This is a genomic window from Marinobacter sp. CP1 (assembly GCF_001266795.1).
Classification (GTDB): Bacteria; Pseudomonadota; Gammaproteobacteria; order Pseudomonadales; family Oleiphilaceae; genus Marinobacter; species Marinobacter flavimaris.
The window spans coordinates 328858-355106 of record NZ_CP011929.1; the positions used below are offsets into that span (position 1 = coordinate 328858).

At 60.1% G+C, this 26249-nt stretch carries 24 protein-coding genes and 2 pseudogenes; 7 read left to right on the forward strand and 19 right to left on the reverse strand.

The genetic code is table 11. The annotated features are described in order from the left end of the window. The first annotated feature begins 17 nt into the window (after window positions 1–17). The 5 genes from ACP86_RS01510 to ACP86_RS01530 are packed head-to-tail and all read left to right on the forward strand — an operon-like array spanning window position 18 to window position 5982. Window positions 18–959 (forward strand): DUF58 domain-containing protein, encoded by a 942-nt coding sequence (locus ACP86_RS01510; protein WP_053112436.1) that lies wholly within the window; start codon window positions 18–20, stop codon window positions 957–959. Next, window positions 956–1426, forward strand: a complete 471-nt coding sequence (locus ACP86_RS01515; RefSeq protein ID WP_008173120.1) for a DUF4381 domain-containing protein — start codon at window positions 956–958, stop codon at window positions 1424–1426. The genes ACP86_RS01510 and ACP86_RS01515 overlap by 4 nt, the downstream gene beginning before the upstream one ends. Then, window positions 1420–2448 (forward strand): vWA domain-containing protein, encoded by a 1029-nt coding sequence (locus ACP86_RS01520; RefSeq protein ID WP_082220533.1) that lies wholly within the window; start codon window positions 1420–1422, stop codon window positions 2446–2448. Before ACP86_RS01515 ends, ACP86_RS01520 begins: the two co-directional genes overlap by 7 nt. After that, window positions 2438–4252, forward strand: a complete 1815-nt coding sequence (locus ACP86_RS01525; protein ID WP_053112438.1) for a vWA domain-containing protein — start codon at window positions 2438–2440, stop codon at window positions 4250–4252. The genes ACP86_RS01520 and ACP86_RS01525 overlap by 11 nt, the downstream gene beginning before the upstream one ends. Next, window positions 4246–5982 carry a BatD family protein gene (locus ACP86_RS01530; protein ID WP_053112440.1) on the forward strand — a complete coding sequence of 579 codons (1737 nt, stop codon included), beginning with the start codon at window positions 4246–4248 and terminating at the stop codon, window positions 5980–5982. The genes ACP86_RS01525 and ACP86_RS01530 overlap by 7 nt, the downstream gene beginning before the upstream one ends. Window positions 5983–5985: 3 nt before the next feature. Here the strand turns inward: ACP86_RS01530 and ccmI are convergent, their stop codons facing one another. From ccmI to ccmA, 9 genes are all read right to left on the reverse strand, one after another. Then, window positions 5986–7254, reverse strand: a complete 1269-nt coding sequence (gene ccmI, locus ACP86_RS01535; RefSeq protein WP_053112442.1) for a c-type cytochrome biogenesis protein CcmI — start codon at window positions 7252–7254, stop codon at window positions 5986–5988. Window positions 7255–7322: 68 nt separating this feature from the next. Then, on the reverse strand, window positions 7323–7796 hold the full coding sequence (locus ACP86_RS01540; RefSeq protein WP_053112444.1) for a cytochrome c-type biogenesis protein: 474 nt from the start codon (window positions 7794–7796) through the stop codon (window positions 7323–7325). Beyond that, window positions 7796–8332: a DsbE family thiol:disulfide interchange protein gene (locus ACP86_RS01545; protein ID WP_053112446.1), complete on the reverse strand. Its 537-nt coding sequence runs from the start codon at window positions 8330–8332 to the stop codon at window positions 7796–7798. Before ACP86_RS01545 ends, ACP86_RS01540 begins: the two co-directional genes overlap by 1 nt. After that, on the reverse strand, window positions 8329–10335 hold the full coding sequence (locus ACP86_RS01550) for a heme lyase CcmF/NrfE family subunit (protein ID WP_053112449.1): 2007 nt from the start codon (window positions 10333–10335) through the stop codon (window positions 8329–8331). Before ACP86_RS01550 ends, ACP86_RS01545 begins: the two co-directional genes overlap by 4 nt. A gap of 37 nt (window positions 10336–10372) precedes the next feature. Continuing rightward, window positions 10373–10843: a cytochrome c maturation protein CcmE gene (ccmE, locus tag ACP86_RS01555; RefSeq protein ID WP_053112451.1), complete on the reverse strand. Its 471-nt coding sequence runs from the start codon at window positions 10841–10843 to the stop codon at window positions 10373–10375. A gap of 14 nt (window positions 10844–10857) precedes the next feature. After that, window positions 10858–11097 (reverse strand): heme exporter protein CcmD, encoded by a 240-nt coding sequence (ccmD, locus tag ACP86_RS01560; RefSeq protein WP_053112452.1) that lies wholly within the window; start codon window positions 11095–11097, stop codon window positions 10858–10860. Window positions 11098–11100: 3 nt separating this feature from the next. After that, window positions 11101–11844, reverse strand: coding sequence for a heme ABC transporter permease CcmC (gene ccmC / locus ACP86_RS01565; protein ID WP_008173103.1), 744 nt, complete (start codon window positions 11842–11844; stop codon window positions 11101–11103). Window positions 11845–11875: 31 nt separating this feature from the next. Next, window positions 11876–12601, reverse strand: coding sequence for a heme exporter protein CcmB (gene ccmB / locus ACP86_RS01570; RefSeq protein WP_008173102.1), 726 nt, complete (start codon window positions 12599–12601; stop codon window positions 11876–11878). Next, window positions 12591–13229 carry a cytochrome c biogenesis heme-transporting ATPase CcmA gene (ccmA, locus tag ACP86_RS01575; RefSeq protein ID WP_053112454.1) on the reverse strand — a complete coding sequence of 213 codons (639 nt, stop codon included), beginning with the start codon at window positions 13227–13229 and terminating at the stop codon, window positions 12591–12593. The genes ccmB and ccmA overlap by 11 nt, the downstream gene beginning before the upstream one ends. Window positions 13230–13484: 255 nt before the next feature. Between ccmA and ACP86_RS01580 the strand changes: the two genes are divergently transcribed. Beyond that, window positions 13485–14744 carry a flagellar hook-length control protein FliK gene (locus ACP86_RS01580; RefSeq protein WP_175497411.1) on the forward strand — a complete coding sequence of 420 codons (1260 nt, stop codon included), beginning with the start codon at window positions 13485–13487 and terminating at the stop codon, window positions 14742–14744. After that, on the forward strand, window positions 14741–15055 hold the full coding sequence (locus tag ACP86_RS01585) for an EscU/YscU/HrcU family type III secretion system export apparatus switch protein (protein ID WP_053112456.1): 315 nt from the start codon (window positions 14741–14743) through the stop codon (window positions 15053–15055). The genes ACP86_RS01580 and ACP86_RS01585 overlap by 4 nt, the downstream gene beginning before the upstream one ends. Here ACP86_RS01585 and ACP86_RS01590 read toward each other — a convergent pair. The 10 genes and pseudogenes from ACP86_RS01590 to ACP86_RS01635 form a co-directional block, all read right to left on the reverse strand. Continuing rightward, window positions 15041–16144: an ATP-binding protein gene (locus ACP86_RS01590; protein ID WP_053112458.1), complete on the reverse strand. Its 1104-nt coding sequence runs from the start codon at window positions 16142–16144 to the stop codon at window positions 15041–15043. The two genes, ACP86_RS01585 and ACP86_RS01590, sit on opposite strands and share 15 nt — an antisense overlap. Then, entirely contained in the window at window positions 16141–18423 is a 2283-nt protein-coding gene (locus tag ACP86_RS01595; protein WP_053112460.1) for an ATPase, T2SS/T4P/T4SS family, read from the reverse strand. The genes ACP86_RS01590 and ACP86_RS01595 overlap by 4 nt, the downstream gene beginning before the upstream one ends. 26 nt (window positions 18424–18449) lie before the next feature. Next, window positions 18450–18842, reverse strand: a complete 393-nt coding sequence (locus ACP86_RS01600) for a DUF2802 domain-containing protein (protein WP_053112462.1) — start codon at window positions 18840–18842, stop codon at window positions 18450–18452. A 67-nt stretch (window positions 18843–18909) separates the two neighbouring features. Then, window positions 18910–19398, reverse strand: a complete 489-nt coding sequence (locus tag ACP86_RS01605; protein WP_008173094.1) for a chemotaxis protein CheW — start codon at window positions 19396–19398, stop codon at window positions 18910–18912. A 134-nt stretch (window positions 19399–19532) separates the two neighbouring features. Next, window positions 19533–20342, reverse strand: a complete 810-nt coding sequence (locus ACP86_RS01610; RefSeq protein ID WP_053112464.1) for a chemotaxis protein CheW — start codon at window positions 20340–20342, stop codon at window positions 19533–19535. After that, complete coding sequence (locus tag ACP86_RS01615) at window positions 20335–21132, reverse strand: ParA family protein (protein WP_039881985.1); 798 nt, start codon at window positions 21130–21132, stop codon at window positions 20335–20337. The genes ACP86_RS01610 and ACP86_RS01615 overlap by 8 nt, the downstream gene beginning before the upstream one ends. Before the next feature lie 194 nt (window positions 21133–21326). Further along, window positions 21327–22109 (reverse strand): flagellar motor protein MotD, encoded by a 783-nt coding sequence (gene motD, locus ACP86_RS01620; protein WP_008173091.1) that lies wholly within the window; start codon window positions 22107–22109, stop codon window positions 21327–21329. A gap of 18 nt (window positions 22110–22127) precedes the next feature. Further along, a complete protein-coding gene (locus ACP86_RS01625; RefSeq protein ID WP_008173090.1) occupies window positions 22128–22868 on the reverse strand; it encodes a flagellar motor protein in 741 nt (246 codons plus the stop codon). Continuing rightward, a pseudogene (gene cheB / locus ACP86_RS01630) lies at window positions 22868–24031 on the reverse strand (chemotaxis-specific protein-glutamate methyltransferase CheB). The gene ACP86_RS01625 and the pseudogene cheB overlap by 1 nt, the downstream one beginning before the upstream one ends. A gap of 65 nt (window positions 24032–24096) precedes the next feature. Further along, a pseudogene (locus tag ACP86_RS01635) lies at window positions 24097–26246 on the reverse strand (chemotaxis protein CheW). Window positions 26247–26249: the final 3 nt, after the last annotated feature.

A 26249-nucleotide genomic window follows, 5' to 3' on the forward strand; every position in this document is an offset into this window, starting at 1 on the left:
CACGGGAGCCGTCAGGCATGGGCAACACCGACGCAATAACGCACATCGGCCTACCGGATCTGATCCGCCTGCAGGCAGACGCACGGGCACTGAAACTGCCCTCTGCCCGCCCGGTTCGGACGCGTCAGGCCGGCTTGCAGCGCTCGCCGCAACGCGGCCGGGGCATGGCGTTTGCCGAGGTACGGTTGTACCAGCCCGGGGACGACATCCGTAGCATCGACTGGCGGGTAACGGCGCGGCGTCAGGAGCCCCATACCAAGCTTTATGAGGAGGAACGGGAACGGCCCGTTCTTCTTCTTTGCGATCTCGGCCCAAGCCTGTTTTTTGCCAGTACCGGCGCCTTCAAGCAGGTTCGTTGCGCACAGATCGCCTCCATTCTGGCCTGGCTGGCACTCTGGTCGGGCGATCAGGTAGGTGGCATTGTCTTTAACGACGAGGCCCTGAGAGTGCTTCGCCCGGCGCGGCGGAAGAAATCAGTGCTGCGACTGCTGGATACTCTCGATGAACTGCAAAGAAGTGATAATCGAGGGCCGGAACAAAACGAGCCGTCCGGCCAGAGCCGCCTGGACATGGCACTGACCGAGGCTCGCAGGGTGGCCCATACCGGTAGCCGGATTTTCGTGATCAGCGATTTCCTGGATATCTCAGAGGAGACGGGCACCCTGCTCGGCGCGCTCGCCCGCCATAACGGCGTTAGCGCCCTGAGGATCGTGGATCCATTGGAAAAAGAGTTGCCGAAAAGCGGACGCTTTGCGGTGGCCGGCCCGGACGGACCGGTGTGGTTCGATGCCGGAAACCTCCGGTTCCAGAAGGCCTGGCACGAGAAAGTCACCAACCATGAACGCCGGCTGGCAGAGTGTTTCCGTACCTCCGGCGTTACCATGGCAGAAGTGTCCACGGCGAATGACCCCGCAGCGACCCTCAAATTGCTGCTGGGACCCGGAGGCCGCATAGGATGAACCCGCAGGATCCACTCAGCCAGCTTCGGGACATTCACCTGCCTGAAACAGGGGGCCTCTGGCCTCCGGCGCCAGGTTGGTGGGTATTGGCCATTTTGCTCATTGCTGTGCTTGCTGCCCTGGTCTGGCTGTTTATCCGGCGGAGACAAAGAAACCGGTGGTTCCGCTCCGCTCGGGCCGAACTCGCCAGACTGGAACGATCAGCAGCCACGACCCCCGCGTGGTTCACACAACTGAACACCCTGCTGAAGCAGGCCGCCCGCGAGCGCTACCCGGAACAGCACCCGGAAGCGCTGACCGGCGATGCCTGGGTGGAATTCCTGTTAAAGACCGCCCCGAAGGACCGGGTTGCGTCCAGACCGGTCGCCGAAGCGCTGGTTCACAGTGCCTGGCGACCTGAGGTTTCAACCAAGCCGGCCGACGCCCTGGCGTTCGCCCGTTTGTGGCTGGGAGGTCAGAAATGCTGAATCTCGCCTGGCCCTGGGCTCTGGTTCTGGTGCTCTTGCCCCTGATTCTCAAATGGCGCAAGCCCGGAGCGCAATCGGTCGACGCGCCCGTGTTGCCGGTTGGCCACTGGCTGTCGGACCTGCCCGGTGTCAGTCGTCGTGGCAATGCCGTACCGCTCTGGCAGCAACTGTTGCTGTTCCTGATGTGGACGCTTCTGGTGGTTGCTCTGGCACGGCCGCAGCATGTGGGCGAGCAGGTCCAGATGCCCGTTTCCGGCCGGGATCTCATGCTGGTCGTCGACATCTCCCCCAGCATGGATGAACAGGATATGGTCCTTCAGGGCCGGAGTATTAATCGATTGCAGGCGGTCAAGCGCGTGCTTGATGACTTTATCTCCCGCCGCCAGGGTGACCGGTTAGGTCTGATCCTGTTCGGCACCGAGCCCTACGTACAGGCGCCGCTCACCTTCGATCTGGAGACGGTCAGAACCCTGATGCGTGAGGCGGGCCTTGGCATGGCCGGGCGCGCCACGGCCATTGGCGACGCCGTGGGCCTGGCAACGAAACGCCTGAGAAACCGGCCCCAGGATCAGCGCGTTGTGGTCCTGCTGACTGATGGCGCCAATACTGCGGGCGAAATCACCCCAGACAAAGCTACCGAAATCGCCGCGGCCGCCAGCATTCGCCTGTACACCATTGGTATTGGCGCCGAGTCCATGGTCCAGCGTGGGCTGCTGGGTTCGCGCCGGGTCAACCCATCCAGGGATCTGGACGAAAACCTGCTAACCCGCATGGCCCAGCAGACCGGCGGGGAGTATTTCCGGGCGCGCAGCCTGCCCGAGCTGGAGCTTATCTACGAGAGCATTGATCGACTGGAACCGATCGAGCTTGAAGGCAAGTTCTATCGGCCGGTAACCGAGCTCTATGTCTGGCCTGCCGGGCTCGCGGTCATTCTGTGGCTGGCGCTGTTCCTCGTCCGCCACGGGCGGGAACTTGTTGCTGAAACCCGCCGGAGCAAGGAGGAGGAAACGCATGTGGGCTGACTTCCATTTCCTGCGCCCGCTCTGGCTGCTGTTAATCCTGCTGATACCGATACTGTATCTTGCATTCCGGCAACTCCGCATGGGCGACAGCGGATGGTCCCGGCTTATTCCGGCCCGCCTGCTCTCGCCCCTGATTCGTCACAACGGCAGCTCGGGCCAGTCGAACAAGTCACCTCTGGTTCCGGCCTCTTTGGCTCTGATCATTCTGTCCCTGGCCCTGGCCGGACCGGCCTGGCGGGAGGCACCGACACCGCTGAAACAACCCGGCGACAGCCTCGTGATCGCACTGGACCTTTCACTGTCCATGCTGGCAACGGACGTGGAACCTGATCGACTGACCCGGGCCAAACGGAAGATCCGGGATATTCTCGAACTTCGGGAAGGCAGCCTGACCGGCCTGCTCGTCTTTTCCGGCGATGCCCACGTGGTGACACCGCTGACCGATGATGGCCGTACGATTGAGGGCATGCTCAACGTGCTGGACCCGGTGATCATGCCGGCGACAGGCAACCGGGCCGATCTCGCCGTTGCCCGCGCAAAGGCATTGCTGGAACAAGGCGCACCGGGCGAAGGTCGCATCCTGTTAATCACGGACAGCATCAATGACGACTACGAAGGTACCATTCGGGACACGCTTTCCGGCACCGGATACGCGCTCAATACCCTGGTCGTCGGCACCGAGAACGGAGGCCCCATTCCCCTCGCCCGGCGCGGTTTCATAAGGGAGAACGGCGACATTGTCATCAGTCGTGCTGAACCCGAAGCGCTGGCGGCACTCGCCCGCAGCAGCGGCGGCCAGAGCCATGAGCTGACCCTGGACGACACCGATATTGAAGCGCTCGACCTGAGCCCGCGGGACAGTGACGACTGGCAGGATTCCGAGGACGGCCTGACGGTCAATCGCTGGCAGGATGACGGTTACTGGTTGCTCTGGCTCGCGCTGCCGCTGGTTTTGGTGGGGTGGCGCCGGGGGGCTCTCAGTGCGCTTGCTTTGATCCTGCTGCCGGTCTGGCCGCAGCCGGCAGCCGCCATAAGCTGGGAAGAACTCTGGCAGAGGGAAGATCAGCGAGCTCCCGCCTTGATTCAGGACAACCCGGAATCAGCCGCCCGCCAGCTTGAAGACCCGGAATGGCGGGGCTCTGCGCTCTATCGTTCCGGCAAGTTCGACAGCGCCGCCGAAGCGTTTGCGCGCAATCAGGGTCCCCGTGCCAGTTACAACCGGGGCAATGCCCTGGCCCGTGCCGGAAAACTGGAAGAGGCCCTGGCTGCCTATGATGCGGCGCTGAACGCAGCGCCCGACATGGAAGACGCCCTTCACAACCGGAGAATTGTCGAGGAACTTCTGAATCAAAAACAGCAGAACCAGAACGGCAATCAGGATAACAACCAACAGGATTCCCGGGACTCCCAGGGCGACGGCAGTAATCAGCAACAAAACCGTCAGGACCAGAACGGAAACAGTGAAAGCGAGAATCCCGGCAGTCAGGGGAACAGTCAGCAGCAGAACCCGGAAAACAACGAGTCTTCTTCCGACACGGAGAATCAGCAAGGCGGCCAGACGGCTGAACAGAATCAACAGCAGGCGGGCGAGCGCGGAGATCCCGAGCAGGCTTCCGGGGAGCAGGAAACCCCGTCCGGCCAGTCCCCGGCACCCGCCCCTATCTCTGAAACGCCGCTGACCCAGAGCCAGGAGCAGTGGCTCAGGCGCGTCCCTGACAATCCGGGCGGATTATTACAGCGCAAATTTCTGCAGCAGTATCAACAACGCCAGACTCCATCCGATGAGGGCGATACACCATGGTAAAACGGCTGATGATTCCCGCCGTCTGTCTGTTTCTTCTGACGGCACTCTGGCTGCCGGCCCAGGCACAACCCCATACGCAGGCCCGGCAACTGACAGTCGAGCCGGACCGGACCCGCCTCTATGAGGGTGAGGTTCTGACCCTGACCGTAAAAGGCAGCATGGAGATAGACATCAATCTCGGCAACCTGTTCGACTTCGACATGTCGAGCTTGCCCAAGCCTGATATAGAGAAAGTGGAACCAGATTTTGAGATCCTGGCCCAGAACCAGCAGTACAGTATCCGCACCGTAAACAGTCAGATGGTGGGTGAAATCACCTGGACCTACCAGTTGGCACCGAAAACCACCGGCGAACTGACCATTCCTGCACTCACCTTCAAGGATGCTGTTTCGGAGCCGGTTACCGTGGAAGTCGTCGACGGCTCGCCGCCAGACCAGGCCGCGCCTGGAAGGGACAGCTTTATCGAGCTGTCCGCCGATAAGGATGAAGTCTATGTGCAGGAGCAACTGATCCTGACAGTACGGCTTTTCTTCAGGGGCAACCTCATTCGCGGCGAGCTGTCTGAGCCGACCCATCCCCATGTGATTATCGAATCCCTGGGCAGGCAGCAGGAATTTTCACGCTATCGCGACGGTGTGCGATACCGCGTGGTGGAGCGGCGCTACGCGATCTTCCCCCAACGACCGGGAACCTTGAAGCTGCCCCCCGTACGCTTCGAGGGACAGGCCAGAGATGCCTCTGGCAGCCTCCGTTTCCTGAGGGACAGTGAGGAGCTTTTTGAGGTGCCGGTCAAGGATGTCCCGGCCCAGTTCAGTGGCGATACCTGGCTGCCGGCAACAGGCTTGTCGCTTGAGGAGTCCGGGCTTCCTCCGTCACTGGAAGTCGCGACCGGCGAAAACATTACCCGAGAGATCAGGCTGACGGCGGCGGGCTTGCCCGGGGAGGCACTGCCACCCTTACCCGATACGGTCCCGGACGGACTGAGAAGTTACCCGGAAGAGCCAGAGAGGCAGACCGAAACAACGCCGGCAGGCCTGACCTCTTCGCTGAAGCAATCCGTGGCTCTGGTACCGGTTGAGGCGGGACAGATGACGTTGCCAGCCATTCGCATTTACTGGTGGGATACCGAAGCGGATCGGGAACGCGTTGCCGTCATCCCGGAAAAAACCCTGACGGTGACGGACCCGAATACCGTCGCCGCCGAACCGCCGCAACCCGCGAATGGAGAACCGGCCCCTGAACCGGACACGATTAGCCCGGAATCATCGACTGACCGGACAGCACCGGAGGCCGGGCCGTGGCAGTGGCTCACCCTGGCGTTCGGCATACTCTGGGCCGGAACCTTGATGGCATGGTGGTGGTCGCGCAAAGGCGCCAAGAACGCCCCCGCCTTTACTCAGCACAATGACGATGAAGATGTCGCCTTCGAGCACCTGATCACGGCCGTGAGAAGCGGTTCAGCCCAGACACCGGAGCTGCTGGTAGCATGGGCCAATCGGCACAGACCCGGCGAACACTTCCGTTCCGCGTCTGACGTTGTGCACCACTTCCAGGACGAGACCATGGCAACAGAGCTCGGCAAGCTCCAGGCCCGGTTCTTTGCGCCAGACCATGGCAACGAAGACTGGGATGGACGGCCACTGGCCCGGACTCTTGAGGCCATTCGGAAGCGAAAACAGACGCGGGCAAACGCCGATCTGCCTCCGCTTTATCCCGAGGGTCTCTCCTGAGGATCAGTCAATCAGTTGCTGATCGATCACAACCGCTACCGGCGCTTCCTGGCTCTCGTTAACGGCTACAGGAACGTCGGTGCTGCCCTGCCAGTCTCCTGCCTGGGCGGCCACATTGCCGGAACGACTGAGACGGGCGGTTACAACCACCTCGTCAACACTGGAAATGGTAGCCTGCGGTGACATGGCGTACCGGTCGTCCAGCCGGATCTCCACCGGCAACTGATCTGCCGTCAGCCGGGCTACTGCCAGAGGCGGGCCCTGCTGGACATTGGGCTGGCGAGCAAACAGGAACAGAGTGGTATCTGCAGGCACCTGATTCTGGAAATCCTCGGAAAGCGTTACCCGAACGGTAACCCCAGCACCAGAGGTTTCGGCTGCAGCCACCTGTGCCGGTGGTTCCTCGCCGAGACGCGTGTAGGCTTCACGAATACCTTCCCGAATGGAGCCAATCTGGGGGTGGTCGGGTGCTACGGTTTCGATTCGCTCCCAGTACTCGATGGCTTCCCGATAGTTCTGCTGGCTGAAGGCGTTGATCCCCAGCAAACCGAGGGCATTCACTTCATCCGGGTTCAGCTCACGGGCCTGCTCAATGGCCGCCGTAACCTCTTTCGTCATGGCGCCCTGGCTCCCGAAGAACAACGCCTGGGCAGACAGACCATAAGCAACGGCTCGCGCCCGACTATCGTCATTAACACTGCCGGCCAGTTGCCGGAACGCCCAGGCTGCATCGTCGAAGCGTTCCAGACGCATGTAGGTGCGTCCCAGCATTGCCCAGCCGTCCGGATTATCCGGGCTGGCTTCCAGCCGTTCCCGGAGCTGCCCTGAGAGCTCGGTCATCTGGGCCTGCCTCGATCCTTCGGTGGTTCCCATTTGCTGCATGGTAATGAACTGTTCAACCCGGTCCATCGCGCCCCAGCGCTCATACAGATAAACCGTGGCAGCCGGGATCAGTAGAATCGAGACCAGGGCCACTGCCATGGCACTCCTGCCGCCACTGATCACGGGCCTCACCTGGTCCTGCTCCGGAACGTCATCGAGCATGCTTCCCGCAAGCTCCTCCTTGAGTTGCCGGTAATTTTCGTCGTCCAGAATACCGGCCTCGTATTCATTGTCGAGCTCCTTCATCCTGGAGCGATAGGCCATCAGATTCTGGTTTTTCAGGTCCGTCTGCTTCCTCGTGCCGAGCCGATGGAAAAAGACGGGGTACAAGACAAACAACAGGGCAAGAACAATCAGTACCGTTGCGGCAATCCAGAAAGTGTCAGTCATGGAATTTCAGTCACAGGTTCAGAATTAAGAATGAGGTTGCGGCCAGGACATGCCAGAAAGTGCCGGCTTCAGGAAGATCTGTCCTGCTCTGCCAGCATTTTGTCGACACGGGCTTTCTCTTCAGTGCTCAACGCCGGGCCTGACGGCCCCGCTCGCCGGGAACGAATCACCACACCGGCAACCACCAGAAACCCGCCGAACACCGCAATCGCAGGTGTCGCCCAGAGCAGGAATGTCCGGCTGTCCAGCTCGGGTTTGTAGCGAACAAACTCACCAAATCTGCCAACGAGAGATTCAACGATTTCCTCGTTGCTGGCGCCGTCTTTCATCATCCGGTAGACCGCATCGCGCATATCCTTGGAGATAGGCGCGTTGGAATCGGCGATGTTCTGGTTCTGGCATTTCGGGCAGCGTAATTCCGCGATCAGGTTTTGGTAACGCTGCTCCTGAGCCCGATCCGAAAAATCGTATACGTCGGCCACCTCGGCTGCAGCGGCACCGGAAAGCAGAAGCACCAACATCAAATAAACGATCCGGACCATCAGCCATTCCCCTGAGCGTCATTGAACACAGGCAGCAGCGTTTGTTCCCAGACCTCCTTATTGACCACACCCACATGGCGATAGCGAACCACGCCTTCGGCATCAATCACGAAGGTTTCCGGCGCGCCGTATACCCCCAGATCAAACCCGAGTGTGCCCCGGGGGTCATAGATGATTTTCCGGTAAGGGTCGCCCAAACGGTCAAGCCACAACAGCGCATCCTCGCGGTTGTCCTTGTAGTTGAGACCAATGATGTTGACGCCTTTCTCTTCGGCCAGCCACATCAGGTCGTCGTGCTCGTCCTTGCAGGCGGGGCACCAAGTGCCCCAGACATTCAGCAGAGTGACCTGGCCACGAAACAGGCTCTGATCGAGCACGACATCAGCGTTGTGCAAATCTTTCAGACTGAACTCTGGCACCGGTTTGCCAACCAGAGCCGATTCCAGTTTGGTCGGATCCTTGCCGATACCCGCGAACAGCACGACACCAACAACAAGGGCAATCAGCAGTGGCAGAAAGAGCAGGAACCGCTTCATGAGGTAACTCCAGCGGACGTCGCAGAACCTGGCTCAGGCGCGACAGTATCGGTCTGCACCTTCGTGTCAGCTCCCTCCCGGATGCGGTAGCGGCGATCAGCGATAGCCAGGAAGCCGCCGGCTGCCATAAACAGCGAGCCCAGCCAGAGCCAGCGAACAAGCGGCTTGTATTGCAGCCGGATGGCCCAAGCCTCGTCGGTGATGCGCTCACCAATGGCCACGAAGATGTCCCGGAACAGACCGGCGTCGATATCGGCCTCGGTCATGACGCTCATCCCCACGGAGTATTGGCGCTTCTCGGGATGAAGCACGGAAACACGCTCGCCATCCAACATGACATCGAAGGTGCCATATTGAGCCGTAAAGTTAGCGCCCTGGCGCGCGCCGATATCCCTGAATACAAAATGATAATCGCCGACGGTCGCGACATCGCCCGGCACCATGCGAACATCACGCTCAATGCCGTAGTTGGAAACCACCGTAGCCCCCGCCATGGTAATGGCCAGGCCCAGATGCCCGAGCACCATGCCGTAATAGCTGCGGGACTGCCGCTTGAGGCCGTGCAGACGGCCTTTTCGGGACGATGATTTTTCCCAGAGATCCCAGAAAGTAGCAACGGTTACCCACATGGCAGAAAACACGCCGAGGAAAGCCCAGGGCTTGAATCCACCATAGCCGATCAGGACCGCCGTGGTGGCAACGATGCTGATTGCCAAGGGCCACAGCAGTTTGCGCGCCAGCCAGCCACCATCGGTTTTCTTCCAGCGGGAGAAGATACCAGCGCCCAGCAACAGGCCCGTTGCGACGGCCAGTGGGCTGAACGTCAGATTGAAGAACGGTTCACCGATCGACAGTTTGCCCAGTTCCAGATAATCAAGAACCAGCGGATACAGTGTGCCGACCGCCACCAGAATCGTGGCGGAAACCAACAGTACGTTGTTAAGAAGCAGGAAAACCTCTCGGGAAAACGAGCCGTAGCGCGACCGGACGTGAACCACCGGCGCCCGGAACGCATAGAGCGCCAGGCTTGCGATCACCGTTACTGCCAGCAGGCCCAGCAGGAAGGTGCCCCGCTCCGGGTCCGCCGCAAAAGAATGCACAGAGGTGAGCACGCCGGAACGGACCAGGAAAGCGCCCAGCAGACTTAGTGAAAAGGTGACAATGGCAAGCAGTACGGTCCAGCTCTTGAACACGCCGCGCTTCTCGGTAACGGCCAGCGAGTGCATGAGTGCAGTCCCCGACAACCAGGGCAGCAACGATGCATTTTCGACCGGATCCCAGAACCACCAGCCGCCCCAGCCCAGCTCGTAGTAGGCCCACCAGCTCCCGAGGGCGATACCCAGAGAGAGAAAGGCCCAGGCAACCGTGGTCCAGGGGCGCGACCAACGGGCCCAGGCGGCATCGAGGCGGCCATTGATCAGCGCAGCAATGGCAAAAGCGAAAGCAACGGCAAAGCCGACATAGCCCATGTAGAGCATCGGCGGATGCACGATCAGCCCGAAATCCTGGAGCAAGGGGTTCAGATCTGCGCCATCGGCGGGCACATTGGGCAACAAACGGTCGAACGGATTGGAGGTAATCACGATAAACAGTAGGAAGCCGACGCAGACCATGCCCAGCACCGAGAGCACCTGGGAGATCATCACCGCCGGCAGGCGACGGCTGAAAATAGCGACCGCCAACGTCCAGCCCGCCAGCATCAGTATCCAGAGTAGCAGCGAGCCCTCGTGACCGCCCCAAACAGCGCTGAACTTGTAATACCAGGGCAACAGGCTGTTACTGTTATTGGCCACATAGGCCACCGAAAAGTCGTCAGTCACGAAGGCATGGGTCAAGACGGCAAAAGCAAGCCCCACGAAGACAAACACGCCGGACGCCAGCGGCCTGGCGAACGCCTGAAGATTGTTTCTGCCGGTCAAAGAACCGGCCAAAGGGACTACGGATAGAAGCACTGCCAACAACAGTGCGAGAATCAGTGCAAGCTGTCCGAGTTCGGGATACATTAAAGGCCTCCAGAAACCAGGCTGTTAGATAAATCGGTTAGTAGGACACGGTTTCCGCACTGCCACTGGCTGCATGCCGACCCTTCGAGGCCTTCTCCAGCGCATCCGCGACTTCCGGCGGCATATAGTTTTCATCGTGCTTGGCCAGCACTTGATCGGCCACAAAGCGGCCACTTTCATTCAGCCTGCCCATGGCAACCACACCCTGCCCCTCGGCAAACAGATCCGGAAGGATACCGGTGTACTGGATCGGCACGGACGCGTTGAAGTCGGTCACCTTGAACTCAACCATCAGGCTGTCCGGATCACGGAGGACCGATCCCTCCTCGACCATGCCACCGGCGCGGATTCTGACATCCACCGGCGCCTCGCCTGCGGAAATCTGGGTGGGGTCGTAGAACAGATTGATGTTCTGTCGCAGCGCATAGGTGGTCAGACCCACAGCGATGGCCAGCCCCACCAGCAGGAACAGGACAATAGTCAGTCGCTTTTTTCGGATTGGATGCATCAGATATCTGCCTTTCAGTCTTGGGAAACCTTGACGCGGGTGAAGGACGCTGCCGAAGCTGACGCAGCCTGCGGGTCCTGCCGGCCTGCCTGAAACTCATAACCGCGACGGCAGGCCTCAATAGCGGCGTTGCGGCGACGCAGAGACCATACCATAAGGCCGATCATCAGCAGGAAAAATACGGCGTAACAGGCCCAGACATAGGGCCCGTGACCTTCCATCACCATAAATGCCGAAAAGGATTCAAATGCCATGCTTCAGCCCCTCCCGGCCAACACATAATCTTTAACCCAGCGCGTTCTCTGCTCGCGCAGAAGAATCTCGGTCTGCATACGCAAACAGGCCAGCCAGCCGAACAGCAGGTACAGCCCGAGTACCGAAAGGAGCAGCGGTACCCACATTTCCGCCGGCATGGACGGCTTTTCAGTCAGTTTGAACGTCGACGGCTGATGTAACGTATTCCACCATTCAACGGAGTACTGGATAATCGGTATATTCACCACCCCGACCAGAACCAGCACCGATACAGCCCGCGCCGCGGATTTTTCGTCGTTGATTGCCCTGTCCAGAGCAATGACACCACCGTACAGGAACAGAAGAATCAGCATCGAGGTCAGCCGGGCATCCCAGACCCACCAGGTACCCCAGGTGGGCTTACCCCAGACCGCTCCGGTAAACAGGGAAAGAAAGGTCAGTACCAGCCCCACCGGTGCGACCGACTTGACGAATACATCCGCCAGCTTCATGCGCCAGACCAGAGTGACGACAGCCGCCACCGCCATCATCACGTAGACCGACTGGGCGAGAAAGGCCGTGGGGACGTGGATGAAAATAATGCGGTAGCTGTTGCCTTGCAGGTAATCCTTGGGAGCATAGGCCAGCCCCCAGACAATGCCTGCCATCAACAGCAGGATGCCACCTGCCAGTAGCCAGGGCATCAGCCGGGCTGCAATCCCGAAGAACCATTTGGGAGAACCCAGCTTGTGAAAAAATTGCCACATCAGATGGTTACCGTCCTACCGTTACCTTGTTTTACCCGTTGAACAGGCTGATACGCAGCGCCGCTGCCGATGCAAAGGGTGCCAGGGTCAGTGCCAGCACCAGAAACGCGCCCATCAGGGCCAGATAGGCTCCCGCGGGAGCGCCCTCTGCGGCCGAAGCCACCGTACCTGTTCCGAAAATCAGGACGGGAATGTACAGCGGAATGATCAACAGGGACAAGAGCACCCCTGCCGACCGTAATCCAAGCGTCAGCGCCGCGCCGATTGACCCGATCAGACTCAGCACCGGTGTACCGATCAGCAGCGTTAGACACAAAACTCCGATGGAGTTCCCGTCAAGATGGACCATTACGCCCAAAACCGGCGTTAGTACCACCAGCGGCAAGCCTGTTAACACCCAGTGCGCCGCTGTTTTCGCCAGTACCAGCAGAAACAGGGGCTGGGGCTGAAGCACAAGTTGCTCGAGCGTGCCGTCGTCAAAATCATGGCGAAACAGGTGGTCCAGCGACAACAACACCGATAGCAACGCCGCTACCCACAGGATACCGGCCCCGGCCTCCCGCAGAAATGACACTTCCGGGCTAACCCCCAGGGGAAAAAGGGTTACGACCATGACAAAAAACAACAGCGGATTGAGCAGATCCTGGCGCTGCCGGAAGGCCACCTTCATATCCCGGGCAAACACGGTCTGCATTGCCGCCAGCGCACCGACGGTGTCTTGCCGCAAAGTCAGTGCCGGCCTGCAATCAGCATTCATCGGTCGACCCTCCGCCCAACACAATGCGTTGCATACCGGGCAATCTGAGATCGTGATGGGTCGTCACTACCACCGCACCTCCCTCGGCAGCCCGTTGTTGAAGCAGCTGTTCAATGGCGCTGACACCGCTGGCATCAATGGCGGTAAAAACTTCATCCAGCAGCCAGAGCGGCTCGTCGGCAATCAACAGGCGCGCCAGGGCAACCCGTCTTTGCTGCCCCGCCGAAAGATTGCGACAGGGCACATCCTGGAACCCGGTCAATCCGGTGCCATCAAGCGCCTGACGCAGAACGGGATCTGGCAGCGGCCGCCGCCCGGCCGTCAGTGCCCGGAGATTCTCCATCGGTGTCAGCAACGGCTTTATGCCAGGCCGGTGGCCAAGATACAGGGTATTGCGGAGGAATTCTTCCCGCTGGGCAGACCTGGACTTGCCGCACCAGAGCAGATTGCCGGACCAGGCGTCGTTCAGGCCGGCCAGCATTCGCAGCAGCGTGGTCTTGCCGGAGCCGTTCGGCCCCTCGACACGGGCGACCGTACCGGGCAGTATGGAGAACGACAGGTCACGGAACAGGATCCGTTCATCCCGCTCGCACTGCAGATCGACAGCCTGTAATAACGGCTCAGACATCAGGACCCCGTAACCAGGACGATGCGCGTGAAGACGGCATCGGGTGCATTCGTGACAGCGGCGACCATGAACATTGTTCGCGCATGACCTGCCGGCGCGGCGTATTATAACAAAAGCGCCGGCTGATTACTCTTGTCCAACATCAAATCAGTGACGATGAAACTACCCAACGGACAACAGCCCCCGACACCTCCAGCCCAGCCTGCAACACAGACGTCCCGGCCTTCAGTCTCAACCGAAGCGGCCCGGGAGCCCGTGGCCGCATCAGCGCGGCAACTGCTCGATCAGCTGCAGCTGACGAACCGGGAAACCACCCTGGCCCGGGTGGCCGAGATCATCAACCGTCAGGGCGGTAACAGCGCGGACCTGTTACTGGACATTCGCGGCAAGTCTCTTCTGGTTCAGGCGGCCGTCGGCAAGACTGAACTGGCAACCGGTGACTGGGTAAAAGTGATGCGGGCCGGCAATGAGCTGCAGCTGATGGGCAAACTGGCACCCGCACCCGAAGCCGGTATCGCCCGAGCGCTGGCCCAGCGACTGCCCTGGCAGCAAACCCTGGATGGTGGACTGGCAAGGCTGCTGGGCACTCTCACACAAGGCCTCCGGCAAGACCCGCTACCGGGCCAACTGCCCTCATCGCGAGGCCCCCAACCTCTGCCGGAGGCCGCCAGACAGGCTATTGAACAAATGATGGCGAGGCTGCCTTCGGGGAACAGTCTGACTCCCGGTTCTGGCAGCCAGGACACGACATCGCAACAGGTCCGGCAATGGCTTTCAGAAAGTGGCCTGTTCGCCGAGTCGCGACTGGCCCAGGCACCCTCTGCCCAGTTGCCCGATCTCAAGCTGGCGCTCGGTAGAGTGATCACCGCCTTGCTTGCCCAACAGGGCAGTACACCAGAACACTTCAACCGGCTGACACCTATCTCGACGCCAGAGCTCATGCAGGCGCCGCTGCAATTTCCCCAACCGCTGGCCACACCCCAGGCCCCCGGCAGTGGCGAAGCGCCCAGCGTCGGGCAGATGCTCCGCCTGCTGGCCGGAATGCTCAACCGGATCACCGTCAACCAGTTGCACAGCCAGGTACTTACTGCCCGTGGTGGCGGCGATGCAGCAGGGCCCGCACCTGCCTCTACCCTCGTACTCGATCTGCCATGGCTGACGCCACAGAATGAACCGAGGCTGGCGCAGGTCCGGATCGAACAATATCCCGAAGACCGGGAATCGGAAACCCGATCCGCGAAAACCACCACAGCCGAGTGGCGGCTTTCACTGACCATGGACCTGGATGAGGCTGGCTCCCTGCATTTCGATGTTGCCCTTCGCCAACAGGCAGTGAGCGCCCGGGTCTGGGCAGAAAAACAGACAACCCTGCGTCAGGTGAACCAGGAGCTTCCCGCGTTGCGACAGAGCCTAACCGATCTGGGCCTGGAAGTGACAGACCTGGATTGCCGCCGCGGCACGCCGCAAAGCAGCGTCACCCGACTCGAACACAGACTGGTGGATACACGGGCATGACATCAGAAACACAACAGCAAAGCAGGGCCGCCGTTGCGCTCAAGTACGACGGTGAGAAAGCGCCCACCATCAGCGCCACTGGCACCCACGAGCTGGCGGAGGAGATCATCCGAATCGCCCGGGAGCACAACGTTCCCCTTTACGAAAATGCGGAGCTGGCCAGCATTCTGGCCCGCCTGTCACTGAACGAAGAGATTCCCGAATCGCTCTACCGGGTAATTGCGGAGATCCTGGCGTTTGCCTTCCACATTCGCGGGCTCACCCCAGAAGATCGCAAACCCGGCGCACCGGATGATTCAGTGAATCAGTGAGCGCAGCGCCCAGGCCTGCTGCCAGTTGTCGCCACGCCTTGGCGCCACCGTGGTTTCAAAGTAATGACGCAGCCGGCGCCGATCCTCCGGCTGGTCCTTCAGGGCCGAGCCGATGATGTGGTGCATCAGCTGCTCAACCGTGATGCTTCCGCCACCGTAATACCAGGCGTTGAGGCTGGCCGCGTGAGCGACCGACACGGCTTCCGCGGTGGAAAGAGCCGAACCGGCGAGGCGATCGGTGCTGCGTCCGTCCAGGGTCTGGCCATTGCGCAGCTCGTGGAACATGGTCACCAGAATCTCGACCACCGATTCTTCCAGCGCCACCTCGATGCCAGCCCGACTGTTGGCCCTGCGGACCTCCCGGAGCACAACATCCATCTCGTCGGCCAGATGACGGATAGGCCGGATTTCCTCGAAGTCCATTCGCCGCTTCAGGGCAGCGCTCATCCGGTGCACACCCTCGTCGATACTGTTGGACGTGGCGATAACGTTAAAACCTTCCCGCGCGAGCACCACACCGTCCTCGCCCGCCAGCTCGGGAATCACCACCACCCTGTCGGACAGCACAGAGAGCAGCGCATCCTGCAGCGCCTGTGGGCAGCGGGCGATCTCTTCAAACCGGACCATTTGCCCTTCCATCATGCCCCGCAGCAAGGGGCTGGGTACCAACGCCTTCAGGCAGGGGCCCTCGGTATGCAGTACCGCTTCGTTCCAGCTATACAGCAGTTGCCCGACGCTGCTCACCGCCCCACCCTGCAAGGTTAACGTGGAGCTTCCCGAAATGGCGGCGGCCAGCAACTCCGACAACCAGGATTTGGCGGTACCCGGCTCGCCGACCAGAAGGCAGCCGCGGCTGGTGCACAGGGAAATGATGATCCGGACCACCATGGCCCGGTCGGCAACGAACTTCCGCTCAATGCCGAGTTTCTCATCCCCCATGACGAACTTTTCCACCGCCCGCGGCGACATCTGCCAGCCTGGTGGCACCGGGCCATGATCCATCCCTCTCAGCTTGTCCAGCTCAGCGGCATAGACCACTTCTGCCGGTTCCCGCTGGGCTGCCTTTGTAACCGATTGCTTGTTGCTCATTCCTGACTCCTGCGGCCGCCGCGAACTTCCGGTGCCATGCGCTCTCTCGGGAGAATACGGGGCAGTTCGGACAGCGGAATTATGCCTTCAATAACATGGTCCAGAGCACTGTCCCGCATGGTCACCAGTCCGGCATCGAGAGCGCGCCAGCGAAGCTCACCGATGGGCGGTTGGCTGGAAATGGCATTCCGGATGTCCGAATCAACTTCCATATACTCGACGATCGCCACTCGCCCCTGGGTGCCGCGGCCGTTGCATTTGTCACAACCGGCGCCCTGAAAACACCGGAAATCCGCGGGCGGGCCGTCGGGAAACACCTCGGACAGAATCACCGGGTCCGGCTCTGCAGGCTGGCAACAATGCTTGCAGATGCGCTTGGCCAGCCGCTGGGCGATGACAGCCAGCAGCTCACCGGCAATGGAATTCGGGTGGATACCCAGATCATACAAGCGCTGCAGTGAATCCACCGCGTCGTTGCAGTGCAGCGTGGACAGAACCACGTGGCCGGTCTGGGAGGCCCGTATCGCCTCCAGAGCGGTTTCCTGGTCACGGATCTCGCCCACCAGAATGACATCCGGATCTTCCCGGACAAACGCCCTCATGGCATCGGCGAAACCAAAGCCAATTTCTGATCTGACCCGGGTTTGTTGAATGTTGTCGATGGAGTACTCGATGGGGTCTTCCACCGTGATAACTTTCCGGCGGCCGTCATCGGCAAGGGTCTGCAGCCCCGCATACAGCGTGGTGGACTTGCCTGACCCGGTCGGACCGACCACCAGCACCAGTCCCGCCGGGTTATCCAGCAAGCGCTGATAACGGGCACCGATCATGGATGACATGCCAAGTTCGGCAATGGTCATGGCGCGGCCGGTCTGCGGCAGCAGACGTATAACGGCATGTTCGCCATGGAGCGAAGGCTGGGTCTGTATCCGCAGATCGTAGGCCATATCGCCGAGCTGCAGCCGGGACCGCCCACCCTGGGGCAGCCGGTGCTCGGCGATGTTCAGCTCTGCCCGCAGCTTGATGACGTTAATCACCCCTTTCATCTCCCGGGCCGACAGCTGGTACTGGGGCAGATCATGGAGATCGCCATCCACCCGAAGGCGAATGCGAATCCGGTCACCGTACTGTTCTATATGGATGTCGCTGGCTTTTTCACTTACAGCGTCCATCAGAATGGCTTCGTAGACAGACACCAGATAGGGGCTGACGTGCTTGTTTTTCGGATCCTTGCCCAGAAGCTGATCCTTGCTGCCAGTCGGGTCCGCCGCCTGGTTCGGGGTTGGTTCCTGATCCGCTGCAAAGCGGCGCCCTTTGGCAGTCAGATCAAGAGCTGACCAGAGCCGACGAAAGTCCGTCGGTGTAACCAGCAGGCAGTCAACCACCTGGTTAGGACTCAACCGCTCGAGCTGATCAGTGCGCGCATCGGGATCGTCGGTCACAACCGTGATCCGACCATCTTCCTCGGCGATGGGTATCAGTCGTGAGAGATCCAGAAACGTTCGGGAAAATCGCCGGAAAAGCGCCGGATGGAGATCCGGCAGAAGCTCGTCCGCATCGGTGAAGGTCATGCCCCGCTGACGGGCAAGAGAACGGTAGAGATCAATCTCTTCAAGATTCAGTTTCCGGCGGAGCACGTCCAGCAGCCGGCAATTCTGCTTCGCTGCCTCCGCCTTTGCCTCGGCCAGGACCGCTTCGTCCACGACACCCTGATCAATGAGGATCTGCTCGACGTTACGGTTGAAGTCGACCCAGCCCAGGGTGCGCACACGCTTGAGCTTGGCACCCTGTTTTTCGAACATGGCCAGGCTCGGGACGGGTCCCGCTCGCCCTTCAAGACACACCAGGCGCCCCCCCTCACGAACCAGGTGCGCCAGGGCAGTCTGGTCCCTGACAAACGAGGTACACAAAACGAGATCACAGAGTGGATCAGGCTCGGGCGCCTCTTCCGCACGGGCAACAACGACATCCACATTGTGCATACCCAGACGGACAAACCGCTCTCTGGCAGCCTCGGCGACAACGGCATTCCGCTCCACGTACAGGACCCGATGGGCGAGCCCGGACAGCACAGCGGCAAAATAGCCTGAGCCACCGCCCACGTGCATCACCATCTGATCCGGTTCTATTTCCGGGAGCAGGGAGAGAATGTGGCTGACAGTTTCTTCGCGGGGAATGGAGTGGCCGGTTATCGAGGCAACCAGGTCGGAACCGGAAACAAAATCATGGCGGGATACAGATCGAAGGGCCTCAAGGGCCCTCGGATAGACTCTCTTCATTCAACAACGTCCGTAACGGCTTGGTATCAGGCCGCCTGACGTTTTCTGAGTGCTGACACCAGCTCGGCCTCGGGACGGGAAATTCCGCACGTGTTCATAAGATCGTCGATATCGGCGCCGAGATCAACCAGTCGAGAGGCTTCATCGTAAGAGATTCGCAGCGGATCGTTCTGGCGCATTTCGTCGAGCGTGGTCCTCAGCTCGTGCAACTGACGCTCACAGCTAACCAACCGCTGCCCTACCCCCATGCTGCCACTGGTGGTGGCATGCAGTTCCCGGCCAAGGGTATCACAGCGCTCTTTCAGCGTTGCTCGGAGGCTACGTACCTGGCGCCCGAGAACCAGGCCCTGAACGAAAACCAGAGACAGGGCCGCAACAGTCAGCGCCCAGGGAAGGTATGAAGGAATTTCTGCAAACATGACGGATGTCTCCAGTTAATTGCCACGGAAGGCATCCATCGTGAGGCCTGTAGCGGGTTGCCCCGGATCACAGTGCCGCGATTTCAGCCCACTCGTGGTCTGACAGCATCTTGTCGAACTCAACCAGAATGATCAGTTCGCCATCCTTGTTGCACACGCCCTGGATAAATTTGGCACTTTCCTCGTTACCCACGTTCGGTGCAGTTTCAATTTCGCTGGCTTTCAGGTACACCACCTCGGCGACAGAATCCACCAGAATGCCCATAACCTGGTTGGCAGATTCCATAACCACAATCCGGGTGGCATCGGTTACTTCGGCATCGGCCAGGCCAAAGCGCCGGCGGGTGTCGATAACGGTAACCACGTTACCCCGAAGGTTGATGATGCCGAGCACATAATCCGGGGCCCCCGGAACCGGAGCAATCTCCGTGTATCTCAGCACTTCCTGAATCTGCATGACGTTCAGACCGTAGGTCTCATCATCCAGCCGGAAGGTAACGTACTGCAGTACCTGATCGTCCTGGGCCTGATTGGTTTGTCCGCTCGGGGATGCCATAGCGATGTTTCTCCTCTTGGGCTGCCCGGCGGGCAACCTGATCGTCAAAAAAATATCATCAGTGCCCAATACTATAGTTAAGGGCACAAACCGTGCCAGCACGGCTCGGTTTCATTCAGTAACCATTGTTTGCGTCAGCTCAGATCCAGATGGTGCTCTCTTTCCGCCCTCACCAGCAAGTCTGCCATGGTGCGCACATCAATCAGCGCACACATGTGGTCAATCACAGTGCCGGCCAGCCACGGACGCTTGCTTCGGGCTGTGCGCCAACGCACTTCGTCCGGCCGGAGGGTAAAGGACTGGGCGACGTCATCACAGGCGAGCCCCCAGTCGCTGTTATCCAGCCGGATCACGAACCGGTAGTTGTCCCGGGCATCGGGCGGCACCCGCCCTGCCATGATCCATTCGGCGGTATCCACCACCCTCAGGTTCTGATCCCGGTCCGGGCGGATTCCCATGTACCAGCGTGGACTTCCCGGGATGGGCCGGATCTCTTCTTCAATGCGGTGAATGGCACCGAGCAGAATCAGAGGCACCGCCAGCTGCAGACCGGCCACCGTGAAAATGAGGCACTCAAAGGGCTGTTCTGACCACTCCGGGCGGGACGGCGGCGCGGCCGGCTCCGGCGCAGGCTGAGCTTCAATCCTTGCCTTCGGCACCGGCGCTTCCGGCACCTGTCGCACCACTGGCCTCTCAGGTTCCGCCGGCGTTTCCCGGACCCGTTTGGGTGGTTCAGGTCTTGCCGGCGGTTTTTCGACGCTTGGCACAGATGCCGGTTTCGTGCGGGTTGCCACCCGCGGTTCCGGAGGTGCAGGTTTCACCGGTTCCGGCGCTTCGATTTCCTCCCGAAGCGCCGTATCAGTGGCCGTGTGCAGCAGTTCGTCAAGATAACTGGCAATGGCAGTTTCCGGATCCGCCAGCCGTGTCAATTTATCGTCAGCCATGCTGACGCTCCTTCACCCTGCCCACCCGGGCCATGAGATCATCCAGCAGATGGCTGTAGGCGCGGACACCATGGGTTTCGGCATCCAGCGCGGACGGTGTTATGCCGCCCTGGCTGGCATCCCGAAACTTGGTGTCCACCGGAATCGCAAACTGCCAGAGGGACTCGCGGTAGGTCTTCCGCAACAGGTTCAGGCTTTTCACCGACGCCTGTGTCCGCCGGTCATACAAGGTGGGCACAATGGTGTAAGAAAGTTCGTTTTTCTGGGAACGCATGATCATCTTCAGGGTGTGGAGCATGCGCTCCAGGCCCTTGATGGCCAGAAATTCGGTTTGCACGGGAATGATCAGATGCTGGGCTGCCGCAAGGGCGTTAACCATCAGAACCCCCAGAGAGGGAGTATTGTCGAGCAGGACATAATCAAAGTCGTCCCAAAGCTGAGTCAGGGCCCGGGAAATGATCAGCCCCATGCCTTCCACGCCGATCATTCGTCGCTCAAGGGTAGCCAGGGCTGCACTCGCCGGCAAAAGGGACAGGCCCTTGCAGCTGGTCTCCGTAATCAGTTGGGCGGGTAGCCCTTCCGGAACCTTGCCCTGGTGCTGGAACAGGTCGAAAACACTGTGCGCGATTGTATCCGGATCGTAACCGAACCAGCTGGTGAGCGAGCCATGCGGGTCCAGATCCACAACGAGAACACGCTTGCCGCGTTCGGCAAGCAAGCCGCCCAGGGCGACCACACTCGTGGTTTTACCGACACCACCTTTTTGATTGGCTACTGCCCAGATTCGCACGCTTTGATTCTCCAGAGAATACATCGGTGTGGCCGGCAATTAACCGTTGCCACAGTCCCGTTTATCGGCCATTCCCCGGGCAACTTGAACCAGTCCTCGGAAAATCCGGCAAGCTGTTGCCGGCGCCTTATTGTTAACGGGGAGTAATACAGGAACCATGCCAATGGCTCTATACGCATCTGCCGACGATCGGGTCAGCGCATGGCACCGCGAATACTGGCGTCACGGGAGATCAGCAATACCACCCGGCGGTTTCTGCGGCGCCCTTCCTCAGTGTCATTCCGGGCAACCGGCTGATACTGGCCATAGCCGACAGCCGCCAGACGTTCCGGCTCGATGCCCTCCATCACCAGCATCCGGACCATGGCAGCCGCCCGGGCGGCTGACAATTCCCAGTTTGACGGAAAACGGGAGGTACTGATCGGCTGATTATCGGTGAAGCCTTCCACTTTGACAGCGTTGTCCCGGTTGTTCAGAACCGTGGCGATTTTCTCGACCACCTCGAACGCATCGTAATGGGGCTCGGCATCGCCGCTGCCAAACAACAGACTGTTGGGCAGATTCAGCTCCAGCCACTGGTCGCTGGTCTCAAGCGAAACCACGCCCTGGTTGATCAGCTCATCAAACTCCATGGAAAGCTGGTCAGCCATGGCTCGCAGCGCTTCGGTCCGCGCCTGCGCGTCCATCTCCGGATTTCGGGGCGCTTCGGTCACCGCCGGCGGGATTACGTTCTCGGCAGGCGCATTCAGCGATCTCTGGGGCTGGTCGCCAATCTCGATTGGCTGGAAGGAGCGCTGGGGTGCATTGAACACGCCGGTCAGGGTTTCAGAAAGGACTTTGTATTTGCCTTCGTTAACGGACGATACCGAGTACATCACGACGAAAAAGGCGAACAGCAGGGTGATGAAATCCGCGTAGGAAATCAGCCACCGCTCCTTGTTGTGCAGATCATCCTGGGGTTGCCTACGGCGCCGCATAAGTTGGCCTGCGCATGCTTACTGCAGGAAGCCCCGCAGCCGCAATTCGATGGATTTCGGGTTTTCACCCTCGGCGATGGCAATCAGGCCATCGATCATCATGTCCTCATAGCGGGTGCGCTCCCGCACGATACCGCGCATCTTGTTGGCGACCGGGAAGAACAGGAGGTTGGCCAGCGCCACACCGTAGATGGTGGCTACAAAGGCGGTTGCGATCCCGCTACCCAGGGATTGGGGATCCTCAAGGTTGGTCATCACCTGGATCAGGCCCATGACAGCCCCGATAATGCCGATGGTTGGCGAATAACCACCCATGGCCTCGAACACCTTGGCCGACTCCAGATCCCTCTGCTCACGGGATTCCAGATCAACTTCCATGATGCCCCTGATGGTCTCGGTTTCGGCACCGTCCACCAGCAACTGCAACCCCTTGCGGGCAAAGGGCTCCGGCTCGCGCTCGGCAAGCCCTTCAAGACCCAGCAAGCCCTGCTTGCGGGCTTTTACACTCCAGTCAATGACTTTTCCGATACCGTCTTCAAGGTTGATAAACGGCGGGAAAAAGACCCAGCGCACCTGAGTGAAAGCCCGCTTCAGCATGGGCCACGAGGTCTGCAGGATAGTCGCGGCCAGAGTGCCACCGATGACGATGATGGCCGCCGGCCCATTAAACAGTGAGCCAACCGCTCCGCCTTCCAGCAGGTTACCGCCAAGAATTGCGGCAAAGGCCAGTATGACCCCGAGCAGGCTCAGGATATCCATCAGCACACACCTTCCGCGAGGCGTGGCCCGATCTCGTCCAGGGACAATACATCATCCGTCAGCCCTGCCTTGGCGACGGCCATCGGCATGCCGTAGATCACAGACGATTTTTCATCCTGGGACCATATATCGGAACCGCTCTGCTTCATCATCCGACAGCCTTCTTTGCCGTCCGAGCCCATCCCGGTAAGAATGACGCCCAGCGTCTTGCCCGGAAAGCTGCGGGCAAGAGAACCGAAGGTAACGTCCACGCAGGGTTTGTAATTGAGCCGCTCGTCTCCGGGCAGAATACGGATCCTGGGCTGTCCGCCCCGATTCTCGACCATCATCTGTTTGCCGCCGGGCGCCAGCAAAGCCAGGCCGGGCCGCAACACTTCACCATCCTCAGCCTGCCGGACTTCAATCCGGCAGAGCTTGTTAAGGCGTTCGGCGAAGGCAGGCGTAAAACTCGCCGGCATATGCTGCACCAGAACAATCGGTGCCGGGAAGGTCGCGGGCAACACCGTCAGTACCCGCTACAGGGCAACCGGGCCGCCGGTTGAAGTACCAATGCCAACAACGGCGTAATGCTTGGCCGGCCCACGGCGGCCATGGCGCCTGGGGGCCTCGGTTTCGCCCGGAGAACCTGCCGACGCTGCCGGAGCCCGGGTGTCAGGACGCTGACGCGGTGCTGGTTCCGGACGCGGGCGCCCTGCAGGCTCCGGCGCCCGGGAGGCCGGAGCTGAAGGTTCCGCGCGGGAAGGCGCAGGAGAACGGTTGCCGGGACGACTGCGGGCTACATCCAGAATCCGCTCAATCAAGATTTTCTGAAGCTGACTGTTGTCCCGGGCAATTTCTTCGAAATTCTTGGGCAGAAAATCAACGGCGCCGGCCTCGAGCGCATCCAGTGTGACCCGGGCGCCCTCATAGGTGAGCGATGAGAACATGAGCACCGGTATCGGATGTTTGCGCATGATTTCGCGCACGGCAGAGATGCCATCCATCACGGGCATCTCATAATCCATGGTAATCACGTCGGGACGCAGTTTCTCGGCCAGCTCAACGCCTTCCCGACCATTGGTCGCAGCACCTACCACTTTGATCTGGCCGGAGCTGGTCAGGATTTCCGTCAGCCGCTTGCGAAAAAACCCTGAATCGTCAACGACCAGGACAGAAACTGTCATCCACTTCTCCTACCCAATCCATCGTTCTTCGGCCTTCTCTGGCAAAAAGCGCCGGAAGGCCCGGCTCAACCGTAATGTTGCAACAGGCTTGGCACATCAATAATGAGTGCAATCCGGCCATCGCCGGTAATAGTGGCACCGGCCATGCCTGGCGTACCCTGGAGCGCTCGCCCAAGGGGCTTGATAACCACTTCTTCCTGACCAACCAGCTGGTCGACCACGAACCCGACCTGCTTGGACCCATGGCCACAATGACAACATGGGCGTTATCGGGCACCTCCTGGCCAGCACCGCCACGAACCAGCCAGCGCTTGATATGGAATAGCGGGAAGACTTTATCCCGAACCACAATGCACTCGCGCCCATCGACGATGTTGGTCTTGGTCAGGTCCAGATGGAAAATCTCGACCACGTTGACCAGCGGCAACGCAAAGGATTGATCGCCCAGCATGATCATCAGGGTGGGCATGATGGCGAGCGTCAGCGGAACCTTGATGACAATGCGAGAGCCCTTGCCCAGCTCGGATTCGATGCTCAACTGGCCATTGAGCTGGCCAATCTTGGTTTTCACCACATCCATGCCGACGCCACGTCCGGACACATCCGAAATCTGCTCCTTGGTGGAGAATCCGGCGGCAAAAATAAGGTTGTAACACTCCGAATTGGTCAGCCGGTCCGCGGCGTCCTGGTCGTAGATACCCTTTTCGACTGCTTTGCGGCGCAGGACTTCCGGATCCATGCCCGCGCCGTCATCCTCGATAAACAGCAGAATATGGTCTCCCTCCTGCTCGGCAGAGAGGGTAACCGTGCCCTGGCGTGGCTTCCCGGCCTTCTCGCGGACTTCCGGAGCCTCGATCCCGTGGTCCACCGAATTCCGCACCAGGTGAACCAGCGGATCAGACAGCGCTTCAACCAGGTTCTTGTCGAGATCGGTTTCCTCGCCATGCATCACCAGGTTCACCTCTTTCTTGAGGTTTCTGGCGAGATCGCGCACAACGCGGGGGAACCTGCCGAACACCTTTTTGATCGGCTGCATGCGGGTCTGCATGACGGCGGACTGGAGATCAGTCGTAACCACATCCAGGTTGGATACCGCCTTGTGCATGTGTTCGTCTTCACTTTCAGCACCCAGACGCTGCAAGCGGTTACGCACCAGCACCAGCTCACCCACCATATTCATGATGTCATCGAGCCGCTTGGTGTCGACACGAACCGTCGTTTCCGCGGCCGGGGCATTCTCGCGAGCAGGCATCGCCGGTGCGGCAGCGCCTTTGGCCTCCGGCTTCTCGGCCGGCTTCGACTTTTCGGGTTTTGACGCGTTTGCTTTCGCTGAAGCTGGTTCTTTTGAAGATGCAGGCTGTTTCGGCGCTGAGGGCTGTTTTGGAGCTGCAGGCTCTTTCGAGGCTGAAGGCTCTCCGCCCGCGGTCGGGCTTCCGCCCTTGCCGTGAAGATCGTCCAGCAGTTTCTCGAATTCGTCGTCGGTGATCAGGTCATCGCCGCCAGCAGATCCGGCCTTGGCAGCCGGCTTTTCTTCTTTACCAGAAGCCTCTTCCTCGCCAGCTGGCGCACCGGCAAACTGACCTTTTCCGTGCAGTTGGTCCAGTAGCGCTTCGAATTCGTCGTCGGTTATTTCGTCGTCTCCAGAACTTTCCTGGTCACCGCCGGCCGATCCGGCGCTCGAAGCCGAGGAAACCTCCGCTGATTTCTCGTCCTGCAGTGCGTCCAGAAGCTGTTCGAACTCGTCGTCGGTGATGTCGCCACCGTCTTCTGCCGGTTCGCTCTCTTCCTGCTCAGGTTGAGCGGCAGCGGGCGGTGCCCCCTCGCCTTCAGGCTGGGCCAGGGCATCCAGACGGGCAATCAGTTCGTCCGGAGCCGGCGTCAGCTCCTCATGATTGCGGACCTGCTCAAACATGGCATTGACGTAGTCGAGTGCTTCTAGAACCACGTCCATCAGTTCGGAATCCACCTTGCGCTTGTGATTACGCAAGATGTCGAAAACGTTTTCCGCGGAATGGCAGCAGTTCACCAGCGCTTCAAGCTGAAGGAAGCCGGCTCCGCCTTTCACGGTATGGAAACCACGGAAGATGGCGTTGAGCAGATCACTGTCGTCAGGATGTCGCTCAAGATCTACCAACTGCTCTGACAGCTTTTCGAGGATCTCGCCGGCTTCTACCAGGAAGTCCTGCAAAATCTCTTCATCAGCATCAAACGCCATGCG